Below are 22021 nucleotides of genomic sequence, written 5' to 3'. Positions count from 1 at the left end.
TGGGCGAGCTCGCCGGTGCCGCATCGACGACGTCTTGGTGGCCGGTCTCCAGCAGGCCTTGACCTTGACCGACGCTCGCCCCGACCTGCTGCGCGGCGAGCCATCGGGGACGGCTGCCTGACCGGGCGTGGTGAACATCAGGGCCAGACGGTGTCGGACTCGGGACGCAGATCCGGCCAATCGGCCAAGAAGCGGGTGACCTTGTCGGCGGGCACGACGACTCCGGAGGACTGCGTCAGGAGCCGCACGTACTCGACATCCTCGACGACCCCGATGACTTCCTCCCAGGTGTCATCGTCGAAGGCCTGGAGCAGCCCGTAGCCGGTGTCCGTACGCTCCAGACCGGCGCCCCAGAAGGCGGGCGTCCGGCTGTGCAAGCTATGCGACGCCGCCCAGGAGCTGTAGCCGCTGCTGCACGGCTTCGAGCGTGGCTTCCAGCCAGACGGCTGACCGGGCACCCCGACAGGCCTGACCGGGCGTGCGACATAAGCGCGACACCCTCCCGCGATGCTGGTGAACGAACCGGCCGGGGAGGGGCGACGGGCGTCACGCCCGTTGCGATGCAGCCGGGGCTGGCCGAGCTTCGCCTCGGTGATCGTCCCATCGACCAGGGCGGGCAGCGACCTGGCGGGCAAGTCGGGCTTGCCCTCATCCGCCGCGTCTTGCGGTCCGGACGGTTCATGCCCCCGACTGTGACACCGGCTGCAGCCAGAACCCGGGCGAGCTCGGCACCGCAGGCGCCGGAGTCCTTGTCCACACCGGGTCGGGGCAACAGAAACAGCCGGATGATCTCGATCGGGTGCGGATGGCGCCCATGGAGTCCGCGCCTGCACCCGCAGGCGGGGCAGCCTCAGGCATGGCGTTGAGGGCGGTCAGATGAATGGAGTGCTGGTCTTCAGAGACCGTGCTCCTCGTGGTCGTAGGGCTCGTTCGGCCGGTGGACCGCGATGCGCACGACGGATGTGGACCCGTCGGTCTCCGGGCGCTGCGCGGCCGGCGCTGGCGTCCGGGTCTGGGGTCTGAGCTCACGGGCGATACAGAGGATGCAGGCGACGATGGCCAGCACGATACAGAGGAGCGCCAGGCTCTGTAATGGCGTCAGGGGGTACATGGGGAGGTCCTTTCGGAGAGTGGAGCGTGGGAGCCGCCGAAACTCGCAGAGCTCGGCGAGGGTGTGGCCGCAGGAGAGGTAGGCGACCTCATACAGCGGGCCCTGGCCCCAGCTCGGGTCCCAGTCCTCGGGTGGCAGGGCGGGTTCGACGGTGCATTTGATGATGTCGCGGGGCGGCCCGGCTCGCTGGTCTCGTCGTAAGAGCAGATGGGGCACCGGTCTGTTCCTTAAAGTTCAGTGCTTCTACGGATACGGCCGTGCGCAGTCCCGACCCGCGGCCGGAGGATGAGCCGTTTCCGGCTGCCTGACGGCTAGCTTTCAGGCATGGACGAGAACGACGAGCAGCTCCTCGACTTCGACAAGACAGAGATCGACTGGCGCCCTGAAAGGGCAGCCGCGGCGCTTACTGGCCCGTATGCCGACATCTATCGCAACCATCTGACAGTCGCCCGGTGGGCCGACGGTTATGCCGAGCGCTACCAGGCGAGCAACATGGCCGCCGCGTCCCCCGAGCACAGGGACGGGTTCGTGGAGGGAGTTCTGTGGATGGCCGCCTTCCTGCGGCAGGGTGATCTGCTCCCTGACGGTGACCTGCTGCAGCAGGACGACCCGGGACTCCCGGACCGGGACAGCACGCCCGATTCGTAGAGTGACGGGATGGACTCCCAGACCCAGGCCCCGGACCCCTACGCGATCCTGCACGGCTGGCTCGCCGGATCGTACGTCCGGCCCGACGGCCAGCAGGTCATCGGGCGCGTCTGGGACGAGGACACCAAGTACCGTTACGGCCTCTACCTCGCCGGGATCGACGCCCCGCCCGGCTGGAAGCAGGACTGGTTCACCTACATCGGCGGTCTCGTCTGGCACTTCGAGCCCCTACACATCCAGGACTGGGCCGCACGCCTCACTGCCTTCGACGGCACCCCGCTCGCCGCCACCTCCCGCGGCCGCGCCGTCTCCGCCGTCCGCTCGTACTACGCCCACTGCGAGGACGACCTCGGCGCCGCCCGTTGGAACCTCCCGCCCCGCCGCGCGCTCGCTGGGCCCACCCCGCCGGCCGCACGTGAGACCCTCACCCGGTTCCAGACCGACGCGCTGCGCACCGCCGCCGACCGCTACCGCGGCCCGCACCCCGAACGGGCCCGCCTCGCCGCCTACATGACCCTCGCAGGCCTGCGCCCGGGCCAGTCCATCGCGGCCGTCATGCAGTACGTCCAACGCGACAACCAGGCCGGTCCCACCTGGAGACTGCCGGTCAAGAACAACAGCGCCTCCGCCGTCGGCCCGCTCACCCCCATCCCCCGACCCCTGGTGTGGGCGCTGGACGAGTACCTGCCGGTGCGCACCCAGAAGGCCCCGCACTCCACCGAGACCGAGGGCCCGCTGCTCCTCTCCCGCACCGGCCGCGGTCTCGATCACGTCACCTTCACCCGGCTGCTGCGCGAGGTCGCCGCCACCCACCCCGACCTCGAAGAGATCGCACCCGGCCTGCACCCGGACGTCGTCGCCCACTCGCCGAGCCCCTTCGCCGACGAGTCTGGCCCGGCCGACGGGGACGGGCGATGATGCTGTACCGGGCCGTCCTCCAATTCGTGGAGGACGGCCCGGGTGTCACCGGCGACTGGAGGGACAACCCCGCCCCCGCCCGCGCCATGTACAAGAAGTGCGTCGGGCTCTACACCCACGACCCCGCCGTCGTCGTCCAGTTCGTCGCCGTCGAGGACGACGGGACGCGCCGGATCATCCGCAAGTGGGTCGTCGACCGGGAGGTCGTCACCGAGGAGGGCGATCCGCTGTAGAACCCCGCCCGGGCGCCGTCGCCGGGGTCAGCCCGTGAAGGCGAGGTAGGAGCCGACCGTGAGGCCGGAGAACGTCAGGAGCTGACGCGGCTTGAGGAGGGTGAACCCGGCGTGCAGGGTGATGCCTGCCGCGACGGCATACGGCGTGGTCCGCGGGATCAGCAGCACAATGGGCAGCACGATCTCGGCGGCGATGACGGTGAAGGCGACCAGGCGCCACAGGCGGATGTCGCGGGGCGTGAGGTTGCCCGTGTGCCGGAGGACGACGCCGGGGATGGCGTTCTGGCGGCGGTACGGAAGCTGGTCCTTCAGCTGGGTGTAGGCATAATCCACTGGGCGAGGTAGAGGCCGGTGCGGAACTGGACGGAGCGGATCTTCTGCACGGCGCTGTTCCAGTAGAGGTCGGCGGTCACGAGCGCGAGAAGGATTTGGGCCCAGGTGTTGGCCGTGCTGGGATGATGTTCGATGGTTAGGCCGTGGCCGAGATCTCCGGCGACCATCAGGCACGCGCCGGACAGGAGGGTGAAGCGCACGGCGGCGGGGCTCTTGAGGTAGAGGAGTTCCATCGCGGTCCCGGCCAGCACGAGCAGCAGCGTGAGGCGCGGGGCGATCCCTGCGGCCAGGATGACGGCGGCGGCCGTGCGGACGATCAGGGCGGGCCGGTAGACGCCGGCGAGCAGACGGCTGCGGCGCGGGCCGAAGCGCTGCTGGGCGAGGCGCAGGCTGAGCGATCCGGGTGCGAAGCGGCTCCAGCCTCCCTGTCCGAAGGAGAGGGCGAACCGCAGGGCCAGGACGCTGCCGTAGGCGATGCGGAACAGCTGGAGTCGTCCGGGATCGGTCGGGCTGCGGAAGCCGGACGCGAGGGCGTCAAAGAACCACACGGCTGTCCCTCACCTCGATGGGCTGCTCGCCGTTGACGGACAGGACCCGGCCGTCTCCCTCGATCCGGTCGTAGCGGCCGGTGCGCATCAGGTGGTCGATGACCGTCTGGAGCTGGGGCGGGGGCAGCAGGAACGTCCCTGGTGAGAGGAACGCGTACGGATTGACGGACTCGGTCCGGTCGCCCTTGGTACCAGTGAGCGTGACGATCACGAACGTGGCCCGGGAGAACAGCGGGTAGCGCATCCAGCGGCCGGGCCTGCGGGTGAAGCCGGTAGCCATCCCAGCCACCACGGCTGCGGTGACGGCGAGTTGGGCAGCGGACAGTACGTCTGCGGGCATGACAGGGAAACCTCCGGGCGGGAGGGACAAGGTGGTGGCGGGCCGCTACTCGGGCTTGGGGGGCCGCTGCATCAGTGCGGCGGCGGCCTCGCCGAGCGTGGCCTTGCCGTGCAGGACGGCGGTGACCACGGTCGTGATCGGCATGTCGACGCAGTGGGCGCGGGCAAGCTCGAGGATCGCCTCAGCGCTCTTGACGCCCTCGGTGGTCTGCCTGGTCGCGTTGGCGGCCTCGGCGAGGCTCAGGCCGTTGCCGAGGTGGGTGCCGAAGGTGCGGTTGCGGGAGAGCGGTGAGGAGCAGGTGGCCACCAGGTCGCCCATGCCGGACAGCCCGGCGAGGGTGGTGGGCTGCGCGCCCATCGCGGCGGCCAGACGCATGCTCTCCGCGAGCCCCCTGGTCATGATCAGGGCGGTGGCGTTGTGGCCCAGGCCCATGCCGGTGGCGATGCCGACGGCGAGCGCGATGACGTTCTTCAGCGCGCCGCCCATCTCGCAGCCGATCACGTCGGCGGAGGTGTAGGGCCGGAAGTAGGGGGTGTGGCAGGCCGTCTGGAAACGCTGAGCGGCGTCTTCGTCGGAGCAGGCGATGGTGGCGGCCGCGGGCTGCCGGGCCATGATCTCCCGGGCCAGGTTCGGGCCGGACAGCACCACGACCCGCTCGGCGGGCACGCCGGTCACCTCGCGGATGATCTCGCTGGCCCGTAGGTGGGTGTGTGTCTCGATGCCCTTCATCAGCGAGACGATCACCGTCTGGGACTGAAGGTGCGGCGTCCACGTCGCCAGGCACTGGCGCAGGGACTGCGCGGGCACGGACAGCACGAGGAAGTCCGCGCCGTCCAGCGCGGCGGCCGGGTCGGTCGTGGCGGTGAGCGAGGCGGGCAGCTCGATGTCCGGGAAGTAGTCCGGGTTGCGGTGGCCACCGGTGATCGCTGCGGCGATCTCGGCGCGGCGGGCGTGCAGGACGGTGCCGGTGCCGGCGTCGGCGAGGATCGTCGCCGCGGCGGTGCCCCAGGAACCGGCGGAGAACACCGCCGCTCGGGCGGGGTACTGGCTCACGGCTCGGTCCTCTCGTCCATGGCGTGGCCGCCGTTCTGATGGCCGGGCCCGGTCATCGTATCGACGCCGGGCCGTGGTGAACGCTCTTCGGCGGGGCGGCGCAGCGTCAGCAGGACCGCGCGCCGTCCAGGCAGCAGGGGAAGGCTGCGGTGGGCCGTGGCCAGCATGTTCTGTGCCTCGGTGTCGCCGAGCTCGCGGACGAGGGTGGCCGCGTGGCGGATCCACAGCCGGAACACCCGCTCCCAGGTGGCGGGTTCGTCCGGGCGTTCGTCGACGTGTTCCAGGACGAGTCCGGCGGCCCGGGCAAGCCGCTTGTAAGCGGCGTTCTTCTCGTCGGTGAACTGAGCGGGACAGCCCATGTGGTCCAGCGTGATCCGGATGTGAGGGCGCATTTCAGCCGGGCGAATATTGTGCCGTCCGCCGCCGGGCGTGACGTAGCGGCCGGGCGTCACCGGGGCGTACGGATGGATCAGCGGTAGATCCTGATCCACCACGTGCAGGGCGGGCAGTCCGCCGTACTCGATGGGTAGGGGCCTGCGATGCCGTTGTGCTCGATTGCCAGGAAATGCGAGTGGGCGACGGCGCGGCGATACGTCGCGGTGAATCCGGTGCGTCTTCGCTCTGTACGTACGTGGGACGGCTCGATGGTGGAGGTCGCTGAGCTGGCCCCGGCGGACGTGCGGACGATGCCGCTGCCAGCGGGCAACCGTTGTTAGTCGGTGCTGCAACGTCCATAGAAGCAGCGATTCAGTCCCCTGTGCGGGCGACGCTAACGATCAGCGCCATGTCCTCGGCGTCTCGCCATTCGCCGATCACTCGCCACCCAGCATCGCTCAGAAGCCGCTCAGCCTCGCGCCTGCCGTCCTCAGGGTCTCCGCCTTTGGCGGCGATCGTGGTGCGCTCGCTGAACGCAGCAGGCGTGTCATAGTCGGGCGACCATGCCCGCTCGTCCCCCGGGTGCTCGCCGGTCAGCTTGTCCTGCCATACCGAAACATCCATGTGTGGCTGAGAGAGGTGACCGGTGCCGTAGGTCATCCAGGCACTGAAGTGTGGGCGGCTCGACCATTCGGCCTCACGCTCGTTCTCCAGGTCCCAACGCTTGAACAGCTCGCCGAGCTGAGCGTAGATATGACGGGCCTGCGCCTCGCTCAGAGTGAGTGTGCCGCCCCGGAGACTGCCGTCTTCGGTGGGGGCAATCGGTGCGTAGTACTCAATGCCTGCGCGGTACCGGGTGATGTCGCCGATGATCAGCTCATGGCGACCATGCAGCGACTGCTCCACCGGCAGCAGATGGTTGAGGTCGGCCTTGTAGTAAGGCGGAAGCTTGCGGACTTCGATGATGTCGCGTTCGGACATAAGGTTCCTCTTTCCTTTTGAGGTACTTTTCCAGGTCATGCCTTCTTGTGCCGTGCCTGAGAGCACTTAGGTCAATCCCGGTAATGTCGTGCCATTCGGCGATGGACCGGGTCATTCCGTATGCGGTGAAGACTTCCGAGGGCTTCCTGGTATATCTGCTGGGCCCTTCGACTAAATCGGGGGATTGAGTTCCCAAGCCCGACTCGCGCCGGACTAGGAGACCTTGATGCCCCTCCAGGGCTGCTGGTTAGCGCGGCGCTTCGAACCGCAGCGTCAGTGTGGACGCTCGACCGCCGGTGTACGCATGGTCAGCCTTGTACTCGGTGATGGCAGTACCCTCGATGGTGAAATCATCACCTTCCAGCGGCCATGTGTACCGGCTCGGTGCTGCCTTGGTCGGATTCATCCTCACTTCGGATACACCGACTTCAGCAACGCTCAGTTGCCCCCGGAACTCGTTGGCCTCGTGACTGGTCCAGTGCACGGTCCAGCCCGATTGGACAAGCCCGATCAGTTTTTGGAGCCTTTCCATGTTTCCGGGGAAGATGACGTTTGCACCGGAGACCCTGGCGGATGTCTCTTTGACTCCCGGCTCAGCAAACAGCGGGCGATAGGACACACGACGATCCGGAAATTCCACGCCAGGCGGAATCTGATCGGCGTTCGATCCCGGTTCGGCATCCCCGAACGGAACCAGAATCGGGGGAGCTGAGACACGCTCCACCTCGTAATGGCCAGCGTGCTTGTGGCCATCTCTGTAGCTGACCCTGGCGAGCCCATACACGGTCTCACCCTTCAAATGGACTCGTACGCGGAGACCCGTGAGAGGCCGCTTTTCGGTTGACATAACAGTTCCCCTTTCCAGATCCTTGCGGTTCAGCGCCCCATAAGGGGATCGAACGGTGTCGCAGATGCCGATGGATGTCAGCCGCAAGCCAGCTCTGTGGCTCGTGACCAACTGCCCATGCGGAAGCGGATGGTGGTGGCCGGCGGAACATCAGACTTCGGATTCGCCGGATCCGTGCGCCAGACCTCGTAGGCCGCCAGCGTCGTGGATCCTGTTTCCAGCAGACACCGACGGATCGCGGCGATCAGCTGCTCCTGGGTCCACTTCGTCGTCGCATCCCGCAGCTGTTCGGGCTGTGCGACCGCGTCGAGGCCCGCGAGCTCCAGCGCGCGGTTCCAGCTGCCGAAGCGGCGCTCGTAGAGCGGAGCCGACGGGTCGGCATCTCTGCGGCGCTGCTCGAACGTGCGACGTCCGAGGGTGCTCTCCCCCTGCGCCAGGCGGATGAGCACGCATAAGAGCTGCCGGTCGGTGTAGACGACCGGACCTGGCTTCATGGGCGCGGGGACGTGCGCAGCATGCATTGTCATGGCCGGTGCTCTCCTTCTGGAAGCGGGCGCGCGTCAGAGCGTGTGCACCTGCAGGAGCTGCTGGTCGCGGGTGATGAACGCGAACACCGCGTTGAAGGTCCGAGGGAACTGGCCGCAGCAGGTCGAGTCGTCCATCTCGACGGCGAGGTACGGCCGTCCCTTGAGCCAGGCTGCGGCCTGCTGGTCGACGTAGACCGGGTTCTCGCCCTCGAAGACGATCGGTACCAGGTCTTCTGGTCGTCACTCACGTGCAGCGTGAGCGTCAGCAGGTCGACGTCAGTGGTGGTCCGAGCAGAAGCAAGAGCAGTCATGGCGAGCAGTCCTTCGTGGGGGGAGATGAGAAGCCCACGAACAGCCGCCCGGCAGGGGGCCACCCGCAGCTGACACGCGCACGACGTGTCACAGAGCCCTCCGGATCAACTCCGTTGATCGCCAAGCGCCAAACAGACCCGCAGGCACTCTGCGCGCCCGAGCCCCGCTCTGCCCATCCTCTGCATCCTCTGTCTCATGGCATTCCGACTCACCACAGGATGCCATTCAATAGGTATTCGAATAGGATGCCCTAAGAGACCAGTCGATGCAATCGGACCGGTCGGCAACAGGAGATGCGAGGTGAGAAGCGATGAAGACCTGGAGGACGAGGAAGGCTGCACCCGCGGCCGCAGCACTCGCTGTGGCGGCGGGCGTTCTGCTCGCCGGATACTCCAGTGGCGACGGCACCACAACGCAGGCGCCGTCTGCGCCGAGTCCGACCACGAGCACCGCCAAGGTCACCGACAAGGCCCTCGACGAGGCGCTGAACAAGCTCGCCTTCCAGGGCACCGGGAGTTCCAGAAAGGACGGCGGGGCTTGCCTAGCCAGCGCAGCGCGGAAGGCGGGAATGCCGGAGGAGTCGCTGGACTACGTCGTCAAGGTCGACAGCGACGACATGGGTGCAGTCATCGACGGACTGAACAAGGTGAGCGAGGACGACGCTGCGCTCCTGGCGTCGCGGTCGCTGCGCGAGGACTTCGACGCGTGCATCGACAAGGCTGTACTTCCGAACGGCAGCAGCCTCAAGACCCAGAGCTACGTGCCGCCAAAGGGAGCCGCGAAGCCTGTAGCCGGTCAGCCGAACCTGGAGCCGGCTTACCCGGTCCGCGCGGATCAGCCGGTCAACTCGTCCATCGAGCTCAGCAAGGGCCTGGTCTCCATGTTCTCCTCCTACGCCCGGGACGAGGGTCAGAGGAAGACCTACGCGGCGGCCGGCCAGTGCCTGTCGACCTTGGTGTACAACGCGGGCTTCAGCCAGGAGGTGCTGCACTTCTTCGCCGGCGGAGCGCCCCTCGGCACCGGGTCGATCGTCGAACACCTGCCGAACGACAAGGACAAGGCGATCTGGCAGTCGCCGAGGTTCACCCAGGGACTCGTCGACTGCACGACGAATGCGACGCCGACTCCCATGCCCGGCCCCTGAGCGGGAGTCCATCAGGCAGACGAAGGGCCCGGTGCGATGTGTCGCACTGGCCCTTTTCTCTTTTCGCCGTCACACGAAGGTGGGTGCGGTCCGCAGCAGGTGGCTCCGTCCGAGAGGAAAGGAATCGAGCAGGGCCACCTACTGCGGCGATGCGCCGCCAGGGGGGGACTGACTGGGCGCGGCTGCGACTCTACTGGCATTCGAGCCGAAACACAAAGATCGCAGATGGCTTATTGATTGGCATTGATAAGATGGCTTGATAGATCAGTCGAACAAGTCAAGGAGAAGCCGCGCATGACCGTCGCACAGGAGTTGGAGAAGACGACGCAGCCCGTGCACGGCACGAAGAAGAAGCCGCCGGGCGCGACACAGAGCAGCAGTAGTGGCCGCCAGGGCATGTTCGTCCGGCTGGATCCGGACGACAAGCAGCGTGCGGAGTACTGGGCTGACAAGCGCGGGTTCTCCTCGGTGAACGAGTACGTGGCCGAGGCGGTGGTCGAGAAGATCCGACGAGAGAACCTCGACTACGACCTGCCGACCCTGGAGATCGCGCGACTCAACGAGCTTGTCGACCAGGTCGCGGCGCTGGCGAAGAACTCGGCGAACCTCGAACGCGTCGTCACCACAGGCTTCGACTCCCTCATCGGGCTCACCCGCGGCGACAACTACCTCCTGGATGACGAGGACGGCGAGCTCGGATGAGCCGGGACTTCGCAGAGATGCTGGAAGCGGCCACACCCACCGCCGAGGTGATGGAGGTGGACACGTCCTTCCTCGACGCCTACCGGCGCGGCGGGAGCGAGGAGCTCAAGCGCGTCCAGGCCCAGGCGGCACAGTCTGAGCCTGAGGTGGCAACTCCTGAGCCGGAGGCGCAGCTTGACGAGGCCGGCGACGTCGACCCTCAACCCGAGGTTGAAAGTCTGCAGCCTGACCCCGACATGGACGCCGAAGAGGATCGCCTGGACCTGGAGCCGGACTCCGAGCGGGCCAGCGGATCCAATCAGCGTGGTGGTAACGGCGGTGGACAGGGAGGAACTGCCGGGGCACTCCCGGGGGGTCCGCCGGCAGGCCCTATGGCTGATGTTGTTCCGGCTCCCGGGGCACAGCCGGACCTCGAGGACGCTGCCGCGGCGGAAGTCACTTCTCACGACGTCGTCGCCACACCGGATGAATCCGAGCATGTAACGCCCGGCTCGCTCCAGCTCACCGACCATCAGGACGCCGTGCAGAGTGCGGCATCGAAGGGTGGATCGGGCAGCACAGCCGAGACCGCCACGCTCCCCCAGTCGGGCTTCCGGCTCGCCGGCGTGCAGAGCCAGCCGCACATCAAGGCGCTGCCCGAGAACATCATGAACGCGCTGCGGGAGCAGCTGCGAGCCGCCGCAGTCCGTGAGCTGGGCGTGAGCGACAGCACTGCTCGGGAGTTCAGCCAGCGGCTGAGCCAGGGCACGCTAGTGACGGCGTTCCTGCTGGCGCAGCTCGACCTGCACCTTGATGCCGATCCTGCCACCGAGCGCGCCGTCGAGCTGTTCCGCTCCCGCGACCCGCTGCTGGGCAGCGTGGTGGCACGCCTGGCGAACATCGAGGCCGCTGAACGCGAGCGGGACGGGTTGCTGCGCAAGCTGCGCGACGAACTGGGCGAGGTGCGCCAGACCAGCGCGGTGATCGAGCAGGCGATGGCGTACTCCATCGCCGACCGCACGGAGAACTTCCTGCGGGGCTCGCACAACCTCCACGACGCGCCGATCACGCACAAGGAGGCGATCTACCTCCGGGACAAGGCCCGGGAGGCGACCAGGAAGCAGCTGAAGCTTGAACGCGAGCGGGACGGACGGCCGATTCGATGACCACGACGAGCAAGGGAAAGCTCTTGTGAGGCCCTCGACCACGGCGACCTCCTCGCCACCACGGAAGAGCCTGACACCCCGGTATGCCGTAACCCCGTGTCACGGGGAGCGACCGTGTCGGACGCCCGCGCTTCGTGCGGACTACGCTCATCCCCGTGCGGACCCCGTCCGCACCTGCCGTCCTACCCGGAAGCGTCCGACACGCACGTGCCCACCCCTCGACGCCGAAGCCCGTGGCCCCGGACCGGATCCCCAGCACTGGGCTCCGTTGAACCGACAGCCCATGGCCTCGCCCGGAGAATCTGACGTCCCACATCAGATGTAGGATCTCGCGGCCCGTGGCACAGGCTGGGCTTCTGACCAGCGGCTCTCAAGCTGTCTCACGGCGATGGCACACGGTTCAGTCTCACGAAGCGTGGCACTTCCTCGGCGGCTTCGAGAGGGCGCAGGCCCCTGGCCTGCGCGTCTCGCGGATGTGCTGTCATGTGCCAAGATCGAATGAGACTGTGCCACGGGATTTGAGATCCCACATCAGACAGGCTCAACGGGCTGGAATGAGATCCCTTGTCGCGTAGTAGGTGTGTAGCGCGGCTTCACTGCCTGAGCCTATGGCGCTCATGATCCGTTGGAAGCGGGCCGAGCGTAGATCGCCGGCGATGATGATCCGAGGATGCTGGTCGGCGGCGGGACAGTAGCCTTCCGCGTCGCGGACGAGGTCGCCCGATGGGGCGGTGGGGGAAGTGCCGAGGCTGAGATAGGTGAAGTCGGCCTTCACGGTCTGGCGTTCACCATCGCGGCCCACAATTTCGGCTGTCGACGCCTCCCTGGCTGTCGACGCCTCCCTCGTCGGGTGCAATGTCACGTGATCGGCCGGGAGGAGAGTCACCCGGGGCTCTTCGCGGATCTCGTCGATCTTGTAGTCGTCAGTGTGGGGGTAGGTCACGAGCAGACGTGTGCCGCTGGTCGGGTGGGCTCGCAGAAAGGTTCCGATCGGGCGGTCGCCGCCGAGGATGAGCAGCGTGCGGCCTTCAGCGGTTTCTCCATCGGCCTGCCACAGGGGCGCGAGGGCGAGATCGGGGGGAGCGGTGATCCACGAGGCGTCGCTCGGTTGAAGAGGTCCGACACCGGTGGCAACGATGACGTACGGAGCGATCAGCTGGATGCCCGTGTCCAAGGTGACCGCCACGAGGTCGTCAGCCGTTCGGAGACTGGTGGCACGGCGGCCGAGCTCAATGCGGCACAGCTCGGTCTTCTTGATCTCTTCTGTGATGGAATCGGCTAGTTCTGGGCCGCTGGTGTAGCCGCCCAGGACGTTGTTCAGCGCCGGGATGCGGTACAGGTTGCGGCACAGGGCGTCCGGTTCAATCAGGACGGAGCGCATGCCGACACTGGCGGCCATGCGGGCGGCGGCGCAGCCAGCCGGGCCTCCGCCGATGATGATCAGGTCGGCGTCGGAGGTTGCGGGTGCTCCGGTGCGGGGTGAGGTGGCGGCCATGGGGCTATTCCAGCACCACGGCCGGGTCGTACGAGGCGAGTTGCTGGATCACCTGGGTCCTTGTGAGGAGTTGGCCGGGGCCGATGAGGCGGCGGGCGACGGTCAGGCCTGCGTCGTGGACGTCCGGTCCGGCGTCGCTGGCGCATGCGTCGGTGACGATCCAGGGTGCGTAGCCGTGTTCGAAGGCGTCGGCGGCGGATTTGAGGACGCAGCTTTCGGTGGCCACCCCGCAGAAGACCAGGTCGCTCCAGCCGGCCTTGTGGATCAGTTCGGTGGCTTCCGGGGTGAAGAGGGTGTATCCGGTCTTGTCGAGGACTGCGCGGGCGTGGCCGGCGTGGTCGGCAAGTTCGGGGACGATGTCGGTCTCGGGCGGTCCCTGGAGGCGGTGCCACTGGAAGAACTTCTCGTACGGGCTGTCGGGATAGTTGAAGTAGCGGGTGAAGATCACCGGCCTGCCCGTGGCGGCCCATGTGGCGGCCAGGTCGGCGACTGCGGGAACGGCATGCTGGCTGTGGCGGTTGACGAATCCCCGCTGCATGTCGATCACGACGAGTGCCGCGTTGCCGATGTCCATCCGGGTGTCTCTCCCTGCTCACTGTCAGCTGAGGTCTTCGCGCAGAGCGTCCTGCGCGGCACGCAGTTGCTTCTCCAAGCCACTGGTCTTCATGATGGCCTCCCGCATGAGGACGTGCTGAGCGGTCTCCTGGGCGCGGGCCGTGGTGAGCCGTGAGTGCGCGGCGCGCAGGAAGCGCCAGCCGAACTCCTTGGGCATGGAGGGGTCCTGGCCGTCCTCGATCATCTGCTGGATCTGGCCGGTGAAGCACCACAGGGCCTGCACCGCCAGTTCACAGGCCACCAGTTCGTCCGCGGTGAGGGCGCGCTCGGGCGCGATGGACGCGTAGGCGACGCCGGACCATCCCGCGTATCCAGCGGAGATGCCGCGTACGCCGAAGGACACGATGTCGGGGTGGTCGAATCCTGTGGCCAGCAGCTTCTCCTCCACCTCGCCGTCCAGTGGTGCGGGCCCGCCGGCGGCGCCGCGGTCGACGAGTACGGATGGGGTGGACAGCAGGCGCAGGGCGGTGTCGTACTGGCTGCCGGTCCATGGGCCGGAGGCGAGCCAGTACAGGGACAGGACGTATTCGGGGTTGGGCAGCCCTGAGCGGTCCTCGTCGAGGAGGTCACGGATTTTCGCCTTCGCCCAGGGAAGGTCGGTGGCGTAGGAGCGGTAGCGCCACACCGCGAGCTCGGTGAGCGACGCGGGTGTGTGGGGCTGGACGAGGTGGAATACGGCGACGCCGCAGGCGAAGACGTGGAGGGTGCACTCGGCGGCGTCCGGGTGTTCCACCCGGGCCGCCGAGGAGTGCAGCCAGGTGTCCCCGGTGTGGTGGGGCATATCGGCACGGAACCGCCGTGCGCGCTCGGCGCCGATGAAGACGGGCAGGAACTTGTGGGAGTCGACTTCGATGCCCGCGACGGCCGGCGGCTCGGTGCTGTCGAGCCCGAGGGCTTCGGCGAAACGTGTCTTGGCGTCGTCTGGGGCCTGGGCCAGTGCGGTGTCGAGGATGGCCTGGATTTCGGGGCTCGGGACCTTCGCCTCGCCGCCTGCCTCCCAGTTGGATACGGCGCGGTCGCTGATGCCTAGCCGTTCGGCGAACTTGCGGATGCTCAGGCGCAGGGCGTCTTCGCGGAGAACCCGGACGCTGTGACCGGTCCACCGCCTCACCGTGACCACTGCCGTACCCCCGTCCCCTGTTGATCGACCGCCGAACTCCGGGCGTGCCCAGGCATGTTCAGCATTCGTGCGGCACTGGTTCAGCATCCGTGCGTCACGCCTGGGTTCCGGTGTGCCCCATGCTGAGTCCGCCGGGCTGGAGATCCTCACCGCGATGCGGCGCTCCGCCTCGGCTTTGTGACGTACCGCGACCAGAAGGAATCTACGCGATGACCGAAGTCGTCAAGCGCAGTGCACGCGCCATCCTCCTCGACGGTGACGAACTTGTCCTGATCAAGCGCACCAGGCCGGACCGGGACCCCTACTGGGTAACGGTCGGCGGCGGCGTGGAGGCCGACGACGAGTCCATCGAAGCAGCCCTGCACCGCGAAGTGTTCGAGGAACTCGGCGGCACGGTGGAAGGTGCCGAACTCGTCTACCTGATCACCGACGAGCTGGACGGCGGCATCGGCATCCAGCACATCTTCGCCGCGCGCCTGGTCTCGATGGACCTCGCCGCCCGCACCGGCAGCGAGTTCGACAAGCCGGAACGGGGCGGGTACGAGGTCGTCCGGGTTCCGTTCACCGCCGCGGCGGTGCGTGAACTGAACCTGATGCCGCCCCAGTTGGGGGAGTTCATCGCCGCCAATACCGGGGCGATCTCCTCTGTCCTGGACACGCCGGTCCGTACGGTGTGAGCGCCGATGCCCACCGCGTGGACGGGCTTCGTCAGTCTCAACGGTCCTGACAACGTCGGCAAGACGACCCAGCTGCGCATACTGGCGCAGCACCGCAGCGGATTCCAGCCGCTGGGCGCGATCCATGACCACGACTCCGAGCCGTGGGAACGGGTGGCGGCCGATGGCTACGCGGCGTGGTGGTTCGAGACGTCCACCACGGTCGAGTTGACCGGGATGCTGCTGGCCGGCCACGCCAAGCGGGCCGCCGCCCGGGAGGCAGGCCGCACGGGTCTGCTCGACAGGGGGCTGCCCATGCTCCTCGCGGTGGCCGCCGCGACCTGCGCGGTCAAGGACGGGCTGCCCGTACAGCAGGCCATGGACACCGTGGCCGGCATCGCCGCTGCATACCCCCATTGGCCGGAGACTGCCGTTCTCCTGGTTCCCGCGCTGGATGCCGAGCGCAGTTACGCGATCACCAGTGCCCGGGAGGGCCGCCCCTGGACCGGCGTCTATCCCACCTATCAGAAGACACTGCACGCGGTCCTGCTCCAGCAGGCCGACCACGGCGCCTACGCCGCGGTCGTGAACTGCGAGGACCGCTCCCCCGACGACGTCCACGCCGAGATAGCCGCTCTCCTCGACAGCTCTCTGCCGGCTCCGCCGCTCATGGACGGGAACCCCTGATGACCGTATATGCACCGCCTCTGGTGATACCGCCTGGACTGGCCCGCGCCATCACCGCCCTGCCGGAGAAGGACCGCCGGCGACTGGATGACGCCGTTACCCGGCTGCACACCGTCAACGGCCGCCTGTGGGACGCCGAGGACCTCGTCCGCGGCGCCGGACTGGGGGCCGGACACGTCGCCGACTGCAAGCGGGAGATCGACCAGCTCAACGCCGAGCGCAACCAACTGGCCGAGCGCGCCGACGAGATCCTCGGCACCCTCGCCGGGCCCGACCGGCCCGATGTTCCGCTGCACACCGAGACCCTCGCCTCGGTCGTGGACCGGCTCTCGGTCCTCACCCTGAGGATCTGGCACAGCGAACGGGTCGCGGAGCGGGACGAGCTGACGCGGCGCCGCATCCCCGCCCTGCACCGGCAGCTCGAGGAGTTGTGCTCCGCGCTCGACAGCCTGGTCCGTGCCGTCCTGGCCGGCAGACGGCGCCTGCCCTCACCGGCTCGCTACAAGCTGTACGGCCAGGACGAGACAGTGGTCGAGGTCCGGCCGAGTCCCCGGCTGCGGCGGGTCCTGGCTTTCGGTGGGCTGAGCGAGTGCGGCAAGAGCACCAGCGCGGAGTTCGTCCGGGACACCTGCGGCGCCCAGCGCCTGAAGATCGGGTTCCTGTTGCGGCAGGCCGCGCACCGCCGCGGCCTCGCCGACCCCTACACGCTCTCCGCGCGCCGCCAGGCCGAGCTGCTGCTCGACGAGCTGAACCACTTCGCGGAAGGCAACCCGGGCACGCAGCTGTTCACCATCGAATCCGTGCACGACGACGCCTCGATCGCCGAGCTCAAGCAGCTCCTGGGCGACAGGCTGCAGATCGTCTATCTGGACGCCGACTTCACCGTGCGGGTCACGCGATCCGGCACGGCACCGCAGGCCGTGTCCGCCAAGGACGAGGTCAAGATGAGCCGCGGGGCCCACCGCGTGGCCACGCTCGCCGACCATGTGATCGACAACTCCGGCAGCATCGCCTTCCTGCGCGCCCAGCTGCGGCGCATCGCCCTCCCACCCTCCCCTTCGACCCTGCGGGTCGCCACCCCTTACGGGCTCGGCCTGCCGGCTGTCGTCGCCTCGGCCACCGCCGACTTCACCGACGCCCTCCGCGCGCACGACGGTGTGCGGCTCGCCGCGCTGACCGGCAGCCCAGGCGAGGGCGGCTGGATCGCCGGCTGGTCGGACCTGGACCTGCTCGTGATCGCCGACCACGCGGCCACCTTCCACATCCATGAAGCCCTCGCGCACTACCGCAGCGCGCTGGAAGGCGTCACCTCGCTCGGCCCCTCCCTCATGACGCCGGGCGAACTGACCGCGCAGCACCTCACCCCACGCCTCGCCTTCGCGCTGCACCAGCTTCAACAGGGCCACCCTGTCCTGCACGCCGCGCCCGGCATCGAGCTGCCCGCCATCAACCGCGCCGAACTCGACCTAGCCGCTGTCCGCGAACTGCCCCAGGTCATCCTCACCCTGCGCCGCCTGCGCTCCGACGCCGGAGCCGACAGCGTCCTGCAGCTGTACAAGCACCTCGTCCTGGCCTGCCGCCTCCTGCTGCGCGAGCACAACCAATGGGAGGCCGGAGCCGACCGCATCCTCGCCGCCGCCTCCCGGATGCCCGGACTGCCCGCGTTCAGCCTGCCGCCGCTGGCCGAGATCGCCGCTGCCTGGCGCGACGACAACCGCGACAGCGTCCTCAAACCGCTCACCGCCGCCATCGACTGCTTCCTGGACTGGTACGCCGCGCAAGTCGCGGCCTGACACTCCGCCGCCCGGTCCGCTCCCTCTCTTCGTCTTCGCCCCGCAGGAGCTTCGCCATGCCCGAAACCCGTGTCGTGCCCCCGTTCTCCGCACGAGTCGTCGAACGCCTCAGCACCGGGGCGACCAGCCGCCGCGAACGCGTCATCCACTCCCTGGACGGCCTCGAAGAGCCGGTCCAGCCCGAAGCACTGGCCGCCACCGGACAGCTGCTGTGGAAACACGTGGAGGCGCAGCTGTCGTACGCCGACAGCACCGCGGACTTCCTGCTCGGACTGGATGCCGGCGGCATCCTGCCCACCATCGCCCTCTCCACCGCCTCCGACCTGCCCTACAAGATCGCCTGGAAGCTCCACCTGCCGCTCGATGGCGCCATCCGCTTCCGCGAGCCGCACGCGATGCGCACCGACGTCTTCGCCTACAACATCGCCCCCGGACAAAGCATCGTCCTCGTGGACGACGAGATCACCACCGGACAGACCCTCGCCGACCTCACCCGACAGCTCCGCGAGGCCGGGGCCGAACCGCTGGCCGCCGCCTGCCTCGTGGAGGACACCACCCGCGGGGCCCGCGCCCTGCTCGACTCTCTCGGCCTCCCGCTGATCTCGCTCACCACGATCGAGGCCGCACCGTGACCACCCTCACCCCCGCCGGCATCGCGTTCCGCCCGGGAACACAGATCCACTCCGCCCACACCGTGCACACCACACCCCTCGGATACGACCGCGCGAGCATCCCCGTCGGCGCACAACTGCCCATGACCGCCTCCGCGGAACTCGTCGACCGGCTCAACACCTGCGACGAGATCGAGGTCAGCTTCCACGGCAAACTCGGCGACACCCTCCTCGCCCTCGCCGCCGTCCGCGCCCTGACCGAGTGGCACGCGCTTCGCGCGCTGTCCACCACCGTCCGGGCCACCGGACCGTACGCACAACTGATCGCCCGCTCGGGACTGCTCACCCCCACCCCACCCGACGCACCCGACGCCGGACCGGGCGCCGGCCGACGGGCGGTCATCGGCGACCGGGCCGGTGTCGAGACACGCGGGCCCGAGGCCGCGGTGAGCGTGGTGTGCGACCCGGCCGCGCCCCCCGGCTGGTCCAGCGACGACCGCGCCCACCTCGATCTCCCCGCCCGCCACTACCTGGCCCTCGAACGGCGCCTGGGCATCCGCCTGCCCGCCACCACGCCCTTCACCCCGCTCCTGCTAGCCCGGGCAGGACGGTTCGCCGAGGCGCTGCGGGCGGCCGGATGGCTGGACGGCCTCACCATCGCCGCCATCACCGCGACCAGCTGGCCGGAGCTGAAGGACTACACCCCCCGTCGGTACATCCAGATCGCCCAGCAGATCGCCGACGCCTACCACACGCAGGTCCGCCTGCTCGTCATCGGCGGCGACCCGGGCACCGGGATGCACGTCTCCACCCAGACCACGCGCAGCGGCGTGGAAGTCCTGTATCTGGGCGGGATCCCAGCCGCCGACCTCATCGACCTGTTCCCCCACTGCCGACTGGTGATCGGAAACGACACCGGCCTCACCCACCTCGCCGCCATGACCCGCATGCCCCACGGCGGCGGCCCGCCCGTCATCGGCCTCTACGCGCGGCACAGCCACAGCAAGTGGCGCACCGGCCTGCCGCACCATCACGCGATGGCCACCGCCCTCTCCCAGCGCATGCACCAGGGCGACCTGTGCCCCGTACGCGATGCCATCGCCCCGGACACGGACCTCCACATGGACGCCTTCGCCCCCGCCACCCTGGCCGAACTCTGCCTCGACCTGCTGAACGGGGTCCGCTGATGCCCGGACGCACGCGCCTGCGGGTCGGGCCGGTGCGGCGCTTCACCCGCAACCTGGTATGCCCCGTCGACATCCCCGGCCGCCGCCTGCTGGTGAAGTACACCCGCGACCCGGCTGAGGCCCGCCAGGAGATCCGCGGACACGCCCGGCTGGCCGGCCACTACCGGGTCCCGGCCCTCCACGCCCGCCTGCGTGTGCCGGGCGGATACGTCCTGGTGTACGAGCGCCTGCCCGCCGGCACGGACCGGGGGCTGCTGCTAGACCTGCTCAACACGCCGACGCCCACAGCCGAGTTGGATGCCTACATGTCCCAGCTCACGGCCGCCTACCGGGACGTCATCCTCGACACCGCGCAACTGGCCCGTCCCGAACGCGTCGTGGGCAAGCTGTACCGGGACCGGGCGGCGTCAGGCGGCCGCCTCGACGCGTACTACGCCGGAGCGGACTTCCCCGTCGCCGACGGCGTCGTCGACGTGCCGGTCTCCCGCCTCGACGCCTACACACTGCACGTCAACGGCCGGTGCCACCACCTGGACTGGGCCGCCACCCTGGATCGGCTCCGTGCGGACTTCGCCACGGCGGAGCCGGTGTGGGCGGCTCTGACCCAGGGCGATCCCACCGACGTCAACCTCGCCCATCCTCTGGCCTGGTTCGACTACGACGCCGCCGGGCTGAACAGCATCGCCGGCGAGTTCGCGAACTTCCTCTGGTACACCTCCTTCCTCGGCGGCTGGCTGGTCCCCACCTACAACGCGCCCGCCCTCGCCGACCACCCGGCCACCTTCGACAACATCCCGGCCAACACCCCCGAGATCCACCGGGCCGAAGTCGATCACGGCGCCCGGACCGTCCGTGTCGACTACACACCGCGCCTTGCCGGGCCGCGCCGAGCCGCCGTCGCCGCCTACTGGGACCAATTGGTCCACCCCGTCGCGGACCGGCTCTGGTCCGGCGGCAGCCTCGCCGATCTGCTGCGCCCGTACGTGGCCATGCGCCTCCTCGGCGTCTACAACCTTGCCGATCTCGCTCCACGCGACCGGCTGATCCTCCTGGTCCGGCTAGCCGAGGCCATGAGCCCCGACTTCGACCCCACCACCTACTTCGGCCCGCAGGAGGTTTCGTGCCCGGCTCCCTGAACGGACGCACCGCCCTGGTCACCGGGGCCACCGGCGGCATCGGCCCAGCCATCGCCGAACAACTGGCCGCCGACGGGGCCGCCGTGGTCCTCGCTCACCTCGACGACCACGAGGCGGCCGACGCCCTCGCCAAGCGGTTCACCAGGGCCTCCATGACCGCGCTGCCCCTGTCCGCCGATCTCCGCGACCCCGACTCCGTCCACGCCCTCTGCAAGCAGGCCCACGAACGCCTCGGACCGATCGACATCCTCGTCAGCAACGCCGGCGCCTACCCCCGCATCCCCTGGACAGAAACTACCCTCGGCCGCTGGCACCGAGCGCTGGGCACCAACCTGACCAGCCACTATCTCCTCGCCCACGAACTCACACCCTCCATGACCACCCGCGGGTGGGGGCGCATCATCACCATCGGCTCCGTCCTCGCCCACACCGGCCGCCACGACCTCGCCGGCTATATCAGTGCCAAAGCCGGACTCGAAGGACTCACCCGCGCCCTCGCCCGCGAACTCGGCCCGGACGGCGTCACCACCAACTGTGTAGCTCCCGGCTCCATCTGCGTCCCCGCCGAGATCACCGTCGTCGACGACCCCCAAGCCATGACCACCCGGCAGCTCGCCCGCCAGTGCATCCAGCGCCGCGGCACCCCCGACGACGTGGCGGCCGCCGTCGCCTTCCTCGCCTCCGACCAGGCCGGCTTCATCACCGGGCAGACCCTGCGCGTCGACGGAGGCTGGGTACTTGGCTGACATCTGGCTCATGCGCCACGGAACCTACGAAGGCCACCGCCCCGGCTACCACGCCCCACTCGACGCACCCCTCACCGCCGAGGGACGCGCCGAGGCACGCCGCTCCCTGCCCCTCCCGGACGGCGTCACCGCCATCGTCACCAGCCCGGTCCTCCGCGCCCGCCAGACAGCCGCCGAGCTCGCGCGCCTCACCGGCCTGCCCATCGTCGCCGCCTCTCCCCTCCTGGCCGAGTGGCGAGCCCCGAGCATCGTCCTCGGCCACACCCCCGAGACCTATCCGCCCGCGTACCGGGCATGGCGAGAACACCGCCTCACCCATCCGTCATCGCGCTGCGGAGACGGTGAAAGCCTCACCGACCTATACAGCCGCGCTACCCGGTGCGCCGACTTCCTGCATCACACCGCCGAGGAACACGGCTCTCTCCTGGTCGTCTCCCACACCCTCCTCCTCGGCGTCCTCGCCCAGCTCTCGGAAGGACCAACCGCCTTCACCACCGCAGCAAGATGCCCGTGGCAATTCGCCGAGCGCCGCCTACTGACCACCGGCTGAGCCGCCGCGCCAACTCCACCGGACCCGTGGAGGACAGCCTGGTGCCGTCGGGCTGTGACGGCCGCTCTTGGCCGTGCCGCTGGAGAGCGCCTCAGCTTCGGCCAGACTGAACCGCGAGCATCCCCGCCCGATCGACCATGCGCAGGGAGTTCCACGTGGCCGCCCCGATGACCCCAACCGTCCGCAACGCTGCCAAGGCCGTCATCAT

General features: G+C 68.8%; 27 protein-coding genes. 14 read left to right on the top strand and 13 right to left on the bottom strand.

Features of this window, described 5'->3' with window-relative positions; all coding sequences use genetic code 11:
* Positions 1–137 precede the first annotated feature (137 nt).
* Positions 138–377 carry a hypothetical protein gene (locus tag IF28_RS0103825; protein WP_030213852.1) on the bottom strand — a complete coding sequence of 80 codons (240 nt, stop codon included), beginning with the start codon at positions 375–377 and terminating at the stop codon, positions 138–140.
* 518 nt (positions 378–895) lie between these two features.
* Positions 896–1327 (bottom strand): hypothetical protein, encoded by a 432-nt coding sequence (locus tag IF28_RS0103820; RefSeq protein ID WP_030213849.1) that lies wholly within the window; start codon positions 1325–1327, stop codon positions 896–898.
* Positions 1328–1435: 108 nt separating this feature from the next.
* Between IF28_RS0103820 and IF28_RS0103815 the strand changes: the two genes are divergently transcribed.
* From IF28_RS0103815 to IF28_RS39075, 3 genes are read left to right on the top strand one after another with little or no spacing between them, the layout of a single operon-like run.
* Positions 1436–1759 carry a hypothetical protein gene (locus IF28_RS0103815; protein ID WP_051713628.1) on the top strand — a complete coding sequence of 108 codons (324 nt, stop codon included), beginning with the start codon at positions 1436–1438 and terminating at the stop codon, positions 1757–1759.
* 9 nt (positions 1760–1768) lie between these two features.
* Positions 1769–2677, top strand: coding sequence for a hypothetical protein (locus IF28_RS0103805; protein WP_030213843.1), 909 nt, complete (start codon positions 1769–1771; stop codon positions 2675–2677).
* Positions 2674–2910 (top strand): hypothetical protein, encoded by a 237-nt coding sequence (locus IF28_RS39075; protein ID WP_030213840.1) that lies wholly within the window; start codon positions 2674–2676, stop codon positions 2908–2910. Before IF28_RS0103805 ends, IF28_RS39075 begins: the two co-directional genes overlap by 4 nt.
* A 27-nt stretch (positions 2911–2937) precedes the next feature.
* Here the strand turns inward: IF28_RS39075 and IF28_RS39715 are convergent, their stop codons facing one another.
* From IF28_RS39715 to IF28_RS0103770, 8 genes are all read right to left on the bottom strand, one after another.
* Complete coding sequence (locus IF28_RS39715; RefSeq protein ID WP_234324896.1) at positions 2938–3243, bottom strand: hypothetical protein; 306 nt, start codon at positions 3241–3243, stop codon at positions 2938–2940.
* Positions 3219–3791 carry a hypothetical protein gene (locus IF28_RS36075; RefSeq protein WP_234324894.1) on the bottom strand — a complete coding sequence of 191 codons (573 nt, stop codon included), beginning with the start codon at positions 3789–3791 and terminating at the stop codon, positions 3219–3221. Before IF28_RS36075 ends, IF28_RS39715 begins: the two co-directional genes overlap by 25 nt.
* On the bottom strand, positions 3778–4131 hold the full coding sequence (locus IF28_RS0103790; protein ID WP_030213837.1) for a hypothetical protein: 354 nt from the start codon (positions 4129–4131) through the stop codon (positions 3778–3780). The genes IF28_RS36075 and IF28_RS0103790 overlap by 14 nt, the downstream gene beginning before the upstream one ends.
* A 45-nt stretch (positions 4132–4176) precedes the next feature.
* Positions 4177–5184 (bottom strand): NAD(P)H-dependent glycerol-3-phosphate dehydrogenase, encoded by a 1008-nt coding sequence (locus tag IF28_RS0103785; protein ID WP_030213834.1) that lies wholly within the window; start codon positions 5182–5184, stop codon positions 4177–4179.
* Positions 5181–5675: a DUF6420 family protein gene (locus IF28_RS39385; protein WP_234324893.1), complete on the bottom strand. Its 495-nt coding sequence runs from the start codon at positions 5673–5675 to the stop codon at positions 5181–5183. The genes IF28_RS0103785 and IF28_RS39385 overlap by 4 nt, the downstream gene beginning before the upstream one ends.
* A 256-nt stretch (positions 5676–5931) precedes the next feature.
* The gene (locus tag IF28_RS0103775) at positions 5932–6540 is read right to left on the bottom strand and encodes a hypothetical protein (protein WP_030213828.1); all 609 of its coding nucleotides are present in this window, start codon (positions 6538–6540) and stop codon (positions 5932–5934) included.
* Positions 6541–6787: 247 nt separating this feature from the next.
* Entirely contained in the window at positions 6788–7474 is a 687-nt protein-coding gene (locus IF28_RS39070; RefSeq protein WP_158713648.1) for a hypothetical protein, read from the bottom strand.
* Positions 7465–7914: a homing endonuclease associated repeat-containing protein gene (locus IF28_RS0103770; RefSeq protein ID WP_006378593.1), complete on the bottom strand. Its 450-nt coding sequence runs from the start codon at positions 7912–7914 to the stop codon at positions 7465–7467. Before IF28_RS0103770 ends, IF28_RS39070 begins: the two co-directional genes overlap by 10 nt.
* A gap of 622 nt (positions 7915–8536) precedes the next feature.
* Between IF28_RS0103770 and IF28_RS0103760 the strand changes: the two genes are divergently transcribed.
* The 3 genes from IF28_RS0103760 to IF28_RS0103750 all read left to right on the top strand — a co-directional run bounded on the left by IF28_RS0103760 (position 8537) and on the right by IF28_RS0103750 (position 11217).
* Complete coding sequence (locus tag IF28_RS0103760) at positions 8537–9370, top strand: hypothetical protein (RefSeq protein WP_078620838.1); 834 nt, start codon at positions 8537–8539, stop codon at positions 9368–9370.
* Positions 9371–9664: 294 nt separating this feature from the next.
* Positions 9665–10072 (top strand): hypothetical protein, encoded by a 408-nt coding sequence (locus IF28_RS36065; protein ID WP_030213822.1) that lies wholly within the window; start codon positions 9665–9667, stop codon positions 10070–10072.
* Positions 10069–11217, top strand: coding sequence for a hypothetical protein (locus tag IF28_RS0103750; RefSeq protein WP_030213821.1), 1149 nt, complete (start codon positions 10069–10071; stop codon positions 11215–11217). Before IF28_RS36065 ends, IF28_RS0103750 begins: the two co-directional genes overlap by 4 nt.
* Positions 11218–11758: 541 nt before the next feature.
* Here IF28_RS0103750 and IF28_RS0103745 read toward each other — a convergent pair.
* The 3 genes from IF28_RS0103745 to IF28_RS0103735 are packed head-to-tail and all read right to left on the bottom strand — an operon-like array spanning position 11759 to position 14438.
* Positions 11759–12712 (bottom strand): FAD-dependent oxidoreductase, encoded by a 954-nt coding sequence (locus IF28_RS0103745; RefSeq protein ID WP_051713627.1) that lies wholly within the window; start codon positions 12710–12712, stop codon positions 11759–11761.
* Positions 12713–12716: 4 nt separating this feature from the next.
* The gene (locus IF28_RS0103740) at positions 12717–13286 is read right to left on the bottom strand and encodes an isochorismatase family cysteine hydrolase (RefSeq protein WP_030213817.1); all 570 of its coding nucleotides are present in this window, start codon (positions 13284–13286) and stop codon (positions 12717–12719) included.
* 24 nt (positions 13287–13310) lie between these two features.
* Positions 13311–14438: a helix-turn-helix domain-containing protein gene (locus tag IF28_RS0103735; protein WP_234324886.1), complete on the bottom strand. Its 1128-nt coding sequence runs from the start codon at positions 14436–14438 to the stop codon at positions 13311–13313.
* Positions 14439–14656: 218 nt separating this feature from the next.
* Here IF28_RS0103735 and IF28_RS0103730 point away from each other — a divergent pair, with 218 nt between their 5' ends.
* Genes IF28_RS0103730 through IF28_RS0103695 form a run of 8 tightly spaced genes read left to right on the top strand, consistent with a single transcriptional unit; the run spans position 14657 to position 21813 of the window.
* On the top strand, positions 14657–15124 hold the full coding sequence (locus IF28_RS0103730) for an NUDIX hydrolase (protein WP_030213811.1): 468 nt from the start codon (positions 14657–14659) through the stop codon (positions 15122–15124).
* A 6-nt stretch (positions 15125–15130) separates the two neighbouring features.
* Positions 15131–15790: a hypothetical protein gene (locus IF28_RS0103725; RefSeq protein WP_030213808.1), complete on the top strand. Its 660-nt coding sequence runs from the start codon at positions 15131–15133 to the stop codon at positions 15788–15790.
* A complete protein-coding gene (locus IF28_RS0103720; RefSeq protein ID WP_030213803.1) occupies positions 15790–17583 on the top strand; it encodes a DUF4254 domain-containing protein in 1794 nt (597 codons plus the stop codon). Before IF28_RS0103725 ends, IF28_RS0103720 begins: the two co-directional genes overlap by 1 nt.
* Before the next feature lie 56 nt (positions 17584–17639).
* Positions 17640–18215, top strand: coding sequence for a phosphoribosyltransferase domain-containing protein (locus tag IF28_RS0103715; protein ID WP_030213801.1), 576 nt, complete (start codon positions 17640–17642; stop codon positions 18213–18215).
* Complete coding sequence (locus IF28_RS0103710; RefSeq protein WP_030213797.1) at positions 18212–19381, top strand: glycosyltransferase family 9 protein; 1170 nt, start codon at positions 18212–18214, stop codon at positions 19379–19381. The genes IF28_RS0103715 and IF28_RS0103710 overlap by 4 nt, the downstream gene beginning before the upstream one ends.
* Positions 19381–20517, top strand: coding sequence for a hypothetical protein (locus IF28_RS0103705; RefSeq protein WP_030213794.1), 1137 nt, complete (start codon positions 19381–19383; stop codon positions 20515–20517). The genes IF28_RS0103710 and IF28_RS0103705 overlap by 1 nt, the downstream gene beginning before the upstream one ends.
* Complete coding sequence (locus IF28_RS0103700) at positions 20502–21263, top strand: SDR family NAD(P)-dependent oxidoreductase (RefSeq protein WP_030213790.1); 762 nt, start codon at positions 20502–20504, stop codon at positions 21261–21263. Before IF28_RS0103705 ends, IF28_RS0103700 begins: the two co-directional genes overlap by 16 nt.
* Positions 21256–21813, top strand: a complete 558-nt coding sequence (locus IF28_RS0103695; protein WP_030213787.1) for a histidine phosphatase family protein — start codon at positions 21256–21258, stop codon at positions 21811–21813. The genes IF28_RS0103700 and IF28_RS0103695 overlap by 8 nt, the downstream gene beginning before the upstream one ends.
* The last annotated feature ends 208 nt before the right edge of the window (positions 21814–22021 follow it).

The sequence above is a fragment of the Streptomyces sp. NRRL WC-3626 genome (assembly GCF_000718785.1).
GTDB lineage: Bacteria > Actinomycetota > Actinomycetes > Streptomycetales > Streptomycetaceae > Streptomyces > Streptomyces edwardsiae.
This window is presented reverse-complemented; position numbering and strand designations above follow the sequence as displayed.

What these genes read in the sequence shown, in the direction of transcription:
- IF28_RS0103815 (WP_051713628.1), top strand. Translation starts at nt 1,436, where the DNA reads ATGGACGAGAACGACGAGCAGCTCCTCGACTTCGACAAGACAGAGATC.
- IF28_RS0103805 (WP_030213843.1), top strand. Translation starts at nt 1,769, where the DNA reads ATGGACTCCCAGACCCAGGCCCCGGACCCCTACGCGATCCTGCACGGC.
- IF28_RS39075 (WP_030213840.1), top strand. Translation starts at nt 2,674, where the DNA reads ATGATGCTGTACCGGGCCGTCCTCCAATTCGTGGAGGACGGCCCGGGT.
- IF28_RS0103790 (WP_030213837.1), bottom strand. Translation starts at nt 4,131, where the DNA reads ATGCCCGCAGACGTACTGTCCGCTGCCCAACTCGCCGTCACCGCAGCC.
- IF28_RS0103775 (WP_030213828.1), bottom strand. Translation starts at nt 6,540, where the DNA reads ATGTCCGAACGCGACATCATCGAAGTCCGCAAGCTTCCGCCTTACTAC.
- IF28_RS0103770 (WP_006378593.1), bottom strand. Translation starts at nt 7,914, where the DNA reads ATGACAATGCATGCTGCGCACGTCCCCGCGCCCATGAAGCCAGGTCCG.
- IF28_RS0103760 (WP_078620838.1), top strand. Translation starts at nt 8,537, where the DNA reads ATGAAGACCTGGAGGACGAGGAAGGCTGCACCCGCGGCCGCAGCACTC.
- IF28_RS36065 (WP_030213822.1), top strand. Translation starts at nt 9,665, where the DNA reads ATGACCGTCGCACAGGAGTTGGAGAAGACGACGCAGCCCGTGCACGGC.
- IF28_RS0103750 (WP_030213821.1), top strand. Translation starts at nt 10,069, where the DNA reads ATGAGCCGGGACTTCGCAGAGATGCTGGAAGCGGCCACACCCACCGCC.
- IF28_RS0103745 (WP_051713627.1), bottom strand. Translation starts at nt 12,712, where the DNA reads ATGGCCGCCACCTCACCCCGCACCGGAGCACCCGCAACCTCCGACGCC.
- IF28_RS0103740 (WP_030213817.1), bottom strand. Translation starts at nt 13,286, where the DNA reads ATGGACATCGGCAACGCGGCACTCGTCGTGATCGACATGCAGCGGGGA.
- IF28_RS0103730 (WP_030213811.1), top strand. Translation starts at nt 14,657, where the DNA reads ATGACCGAAGTCGTCAAGCGCAGTGCACGCGCCATCCTCCTCGACGGT.
- IF28_RS0103725 (WP_030213808.1), top strand. Translation starts at nt 15,131, where the DNA reads ATGCCCACCGCGTGGACGGGCTTCGTCAGTCTCAACGGTCCTGACAAC.
- IF28_RS0103720 (WP_030213803.1), top strand. Translation starts at nt 15,790, where the DNA reads ATGACCGTATATGCACCGCCTCTGGTGATACCGCCTGGACTGGCCCGC.
- IF28_RS0103715 (WP_030213801.1), top strand. Translation starts at nt 17,640, where the DNA reads ATGCCCGAAACCCGTGTCGTGCCCCCGTTCTCCGCACGAGTCGTCGAA.
- IF28_RS0103705 (WP_030213794.1), top strand. Translation starts at nt 19,381, where the DNA reads ATGCCCGGACGCACGCGCCTGCGGGTCGGGCCGGTGCGGCGCTTCACC.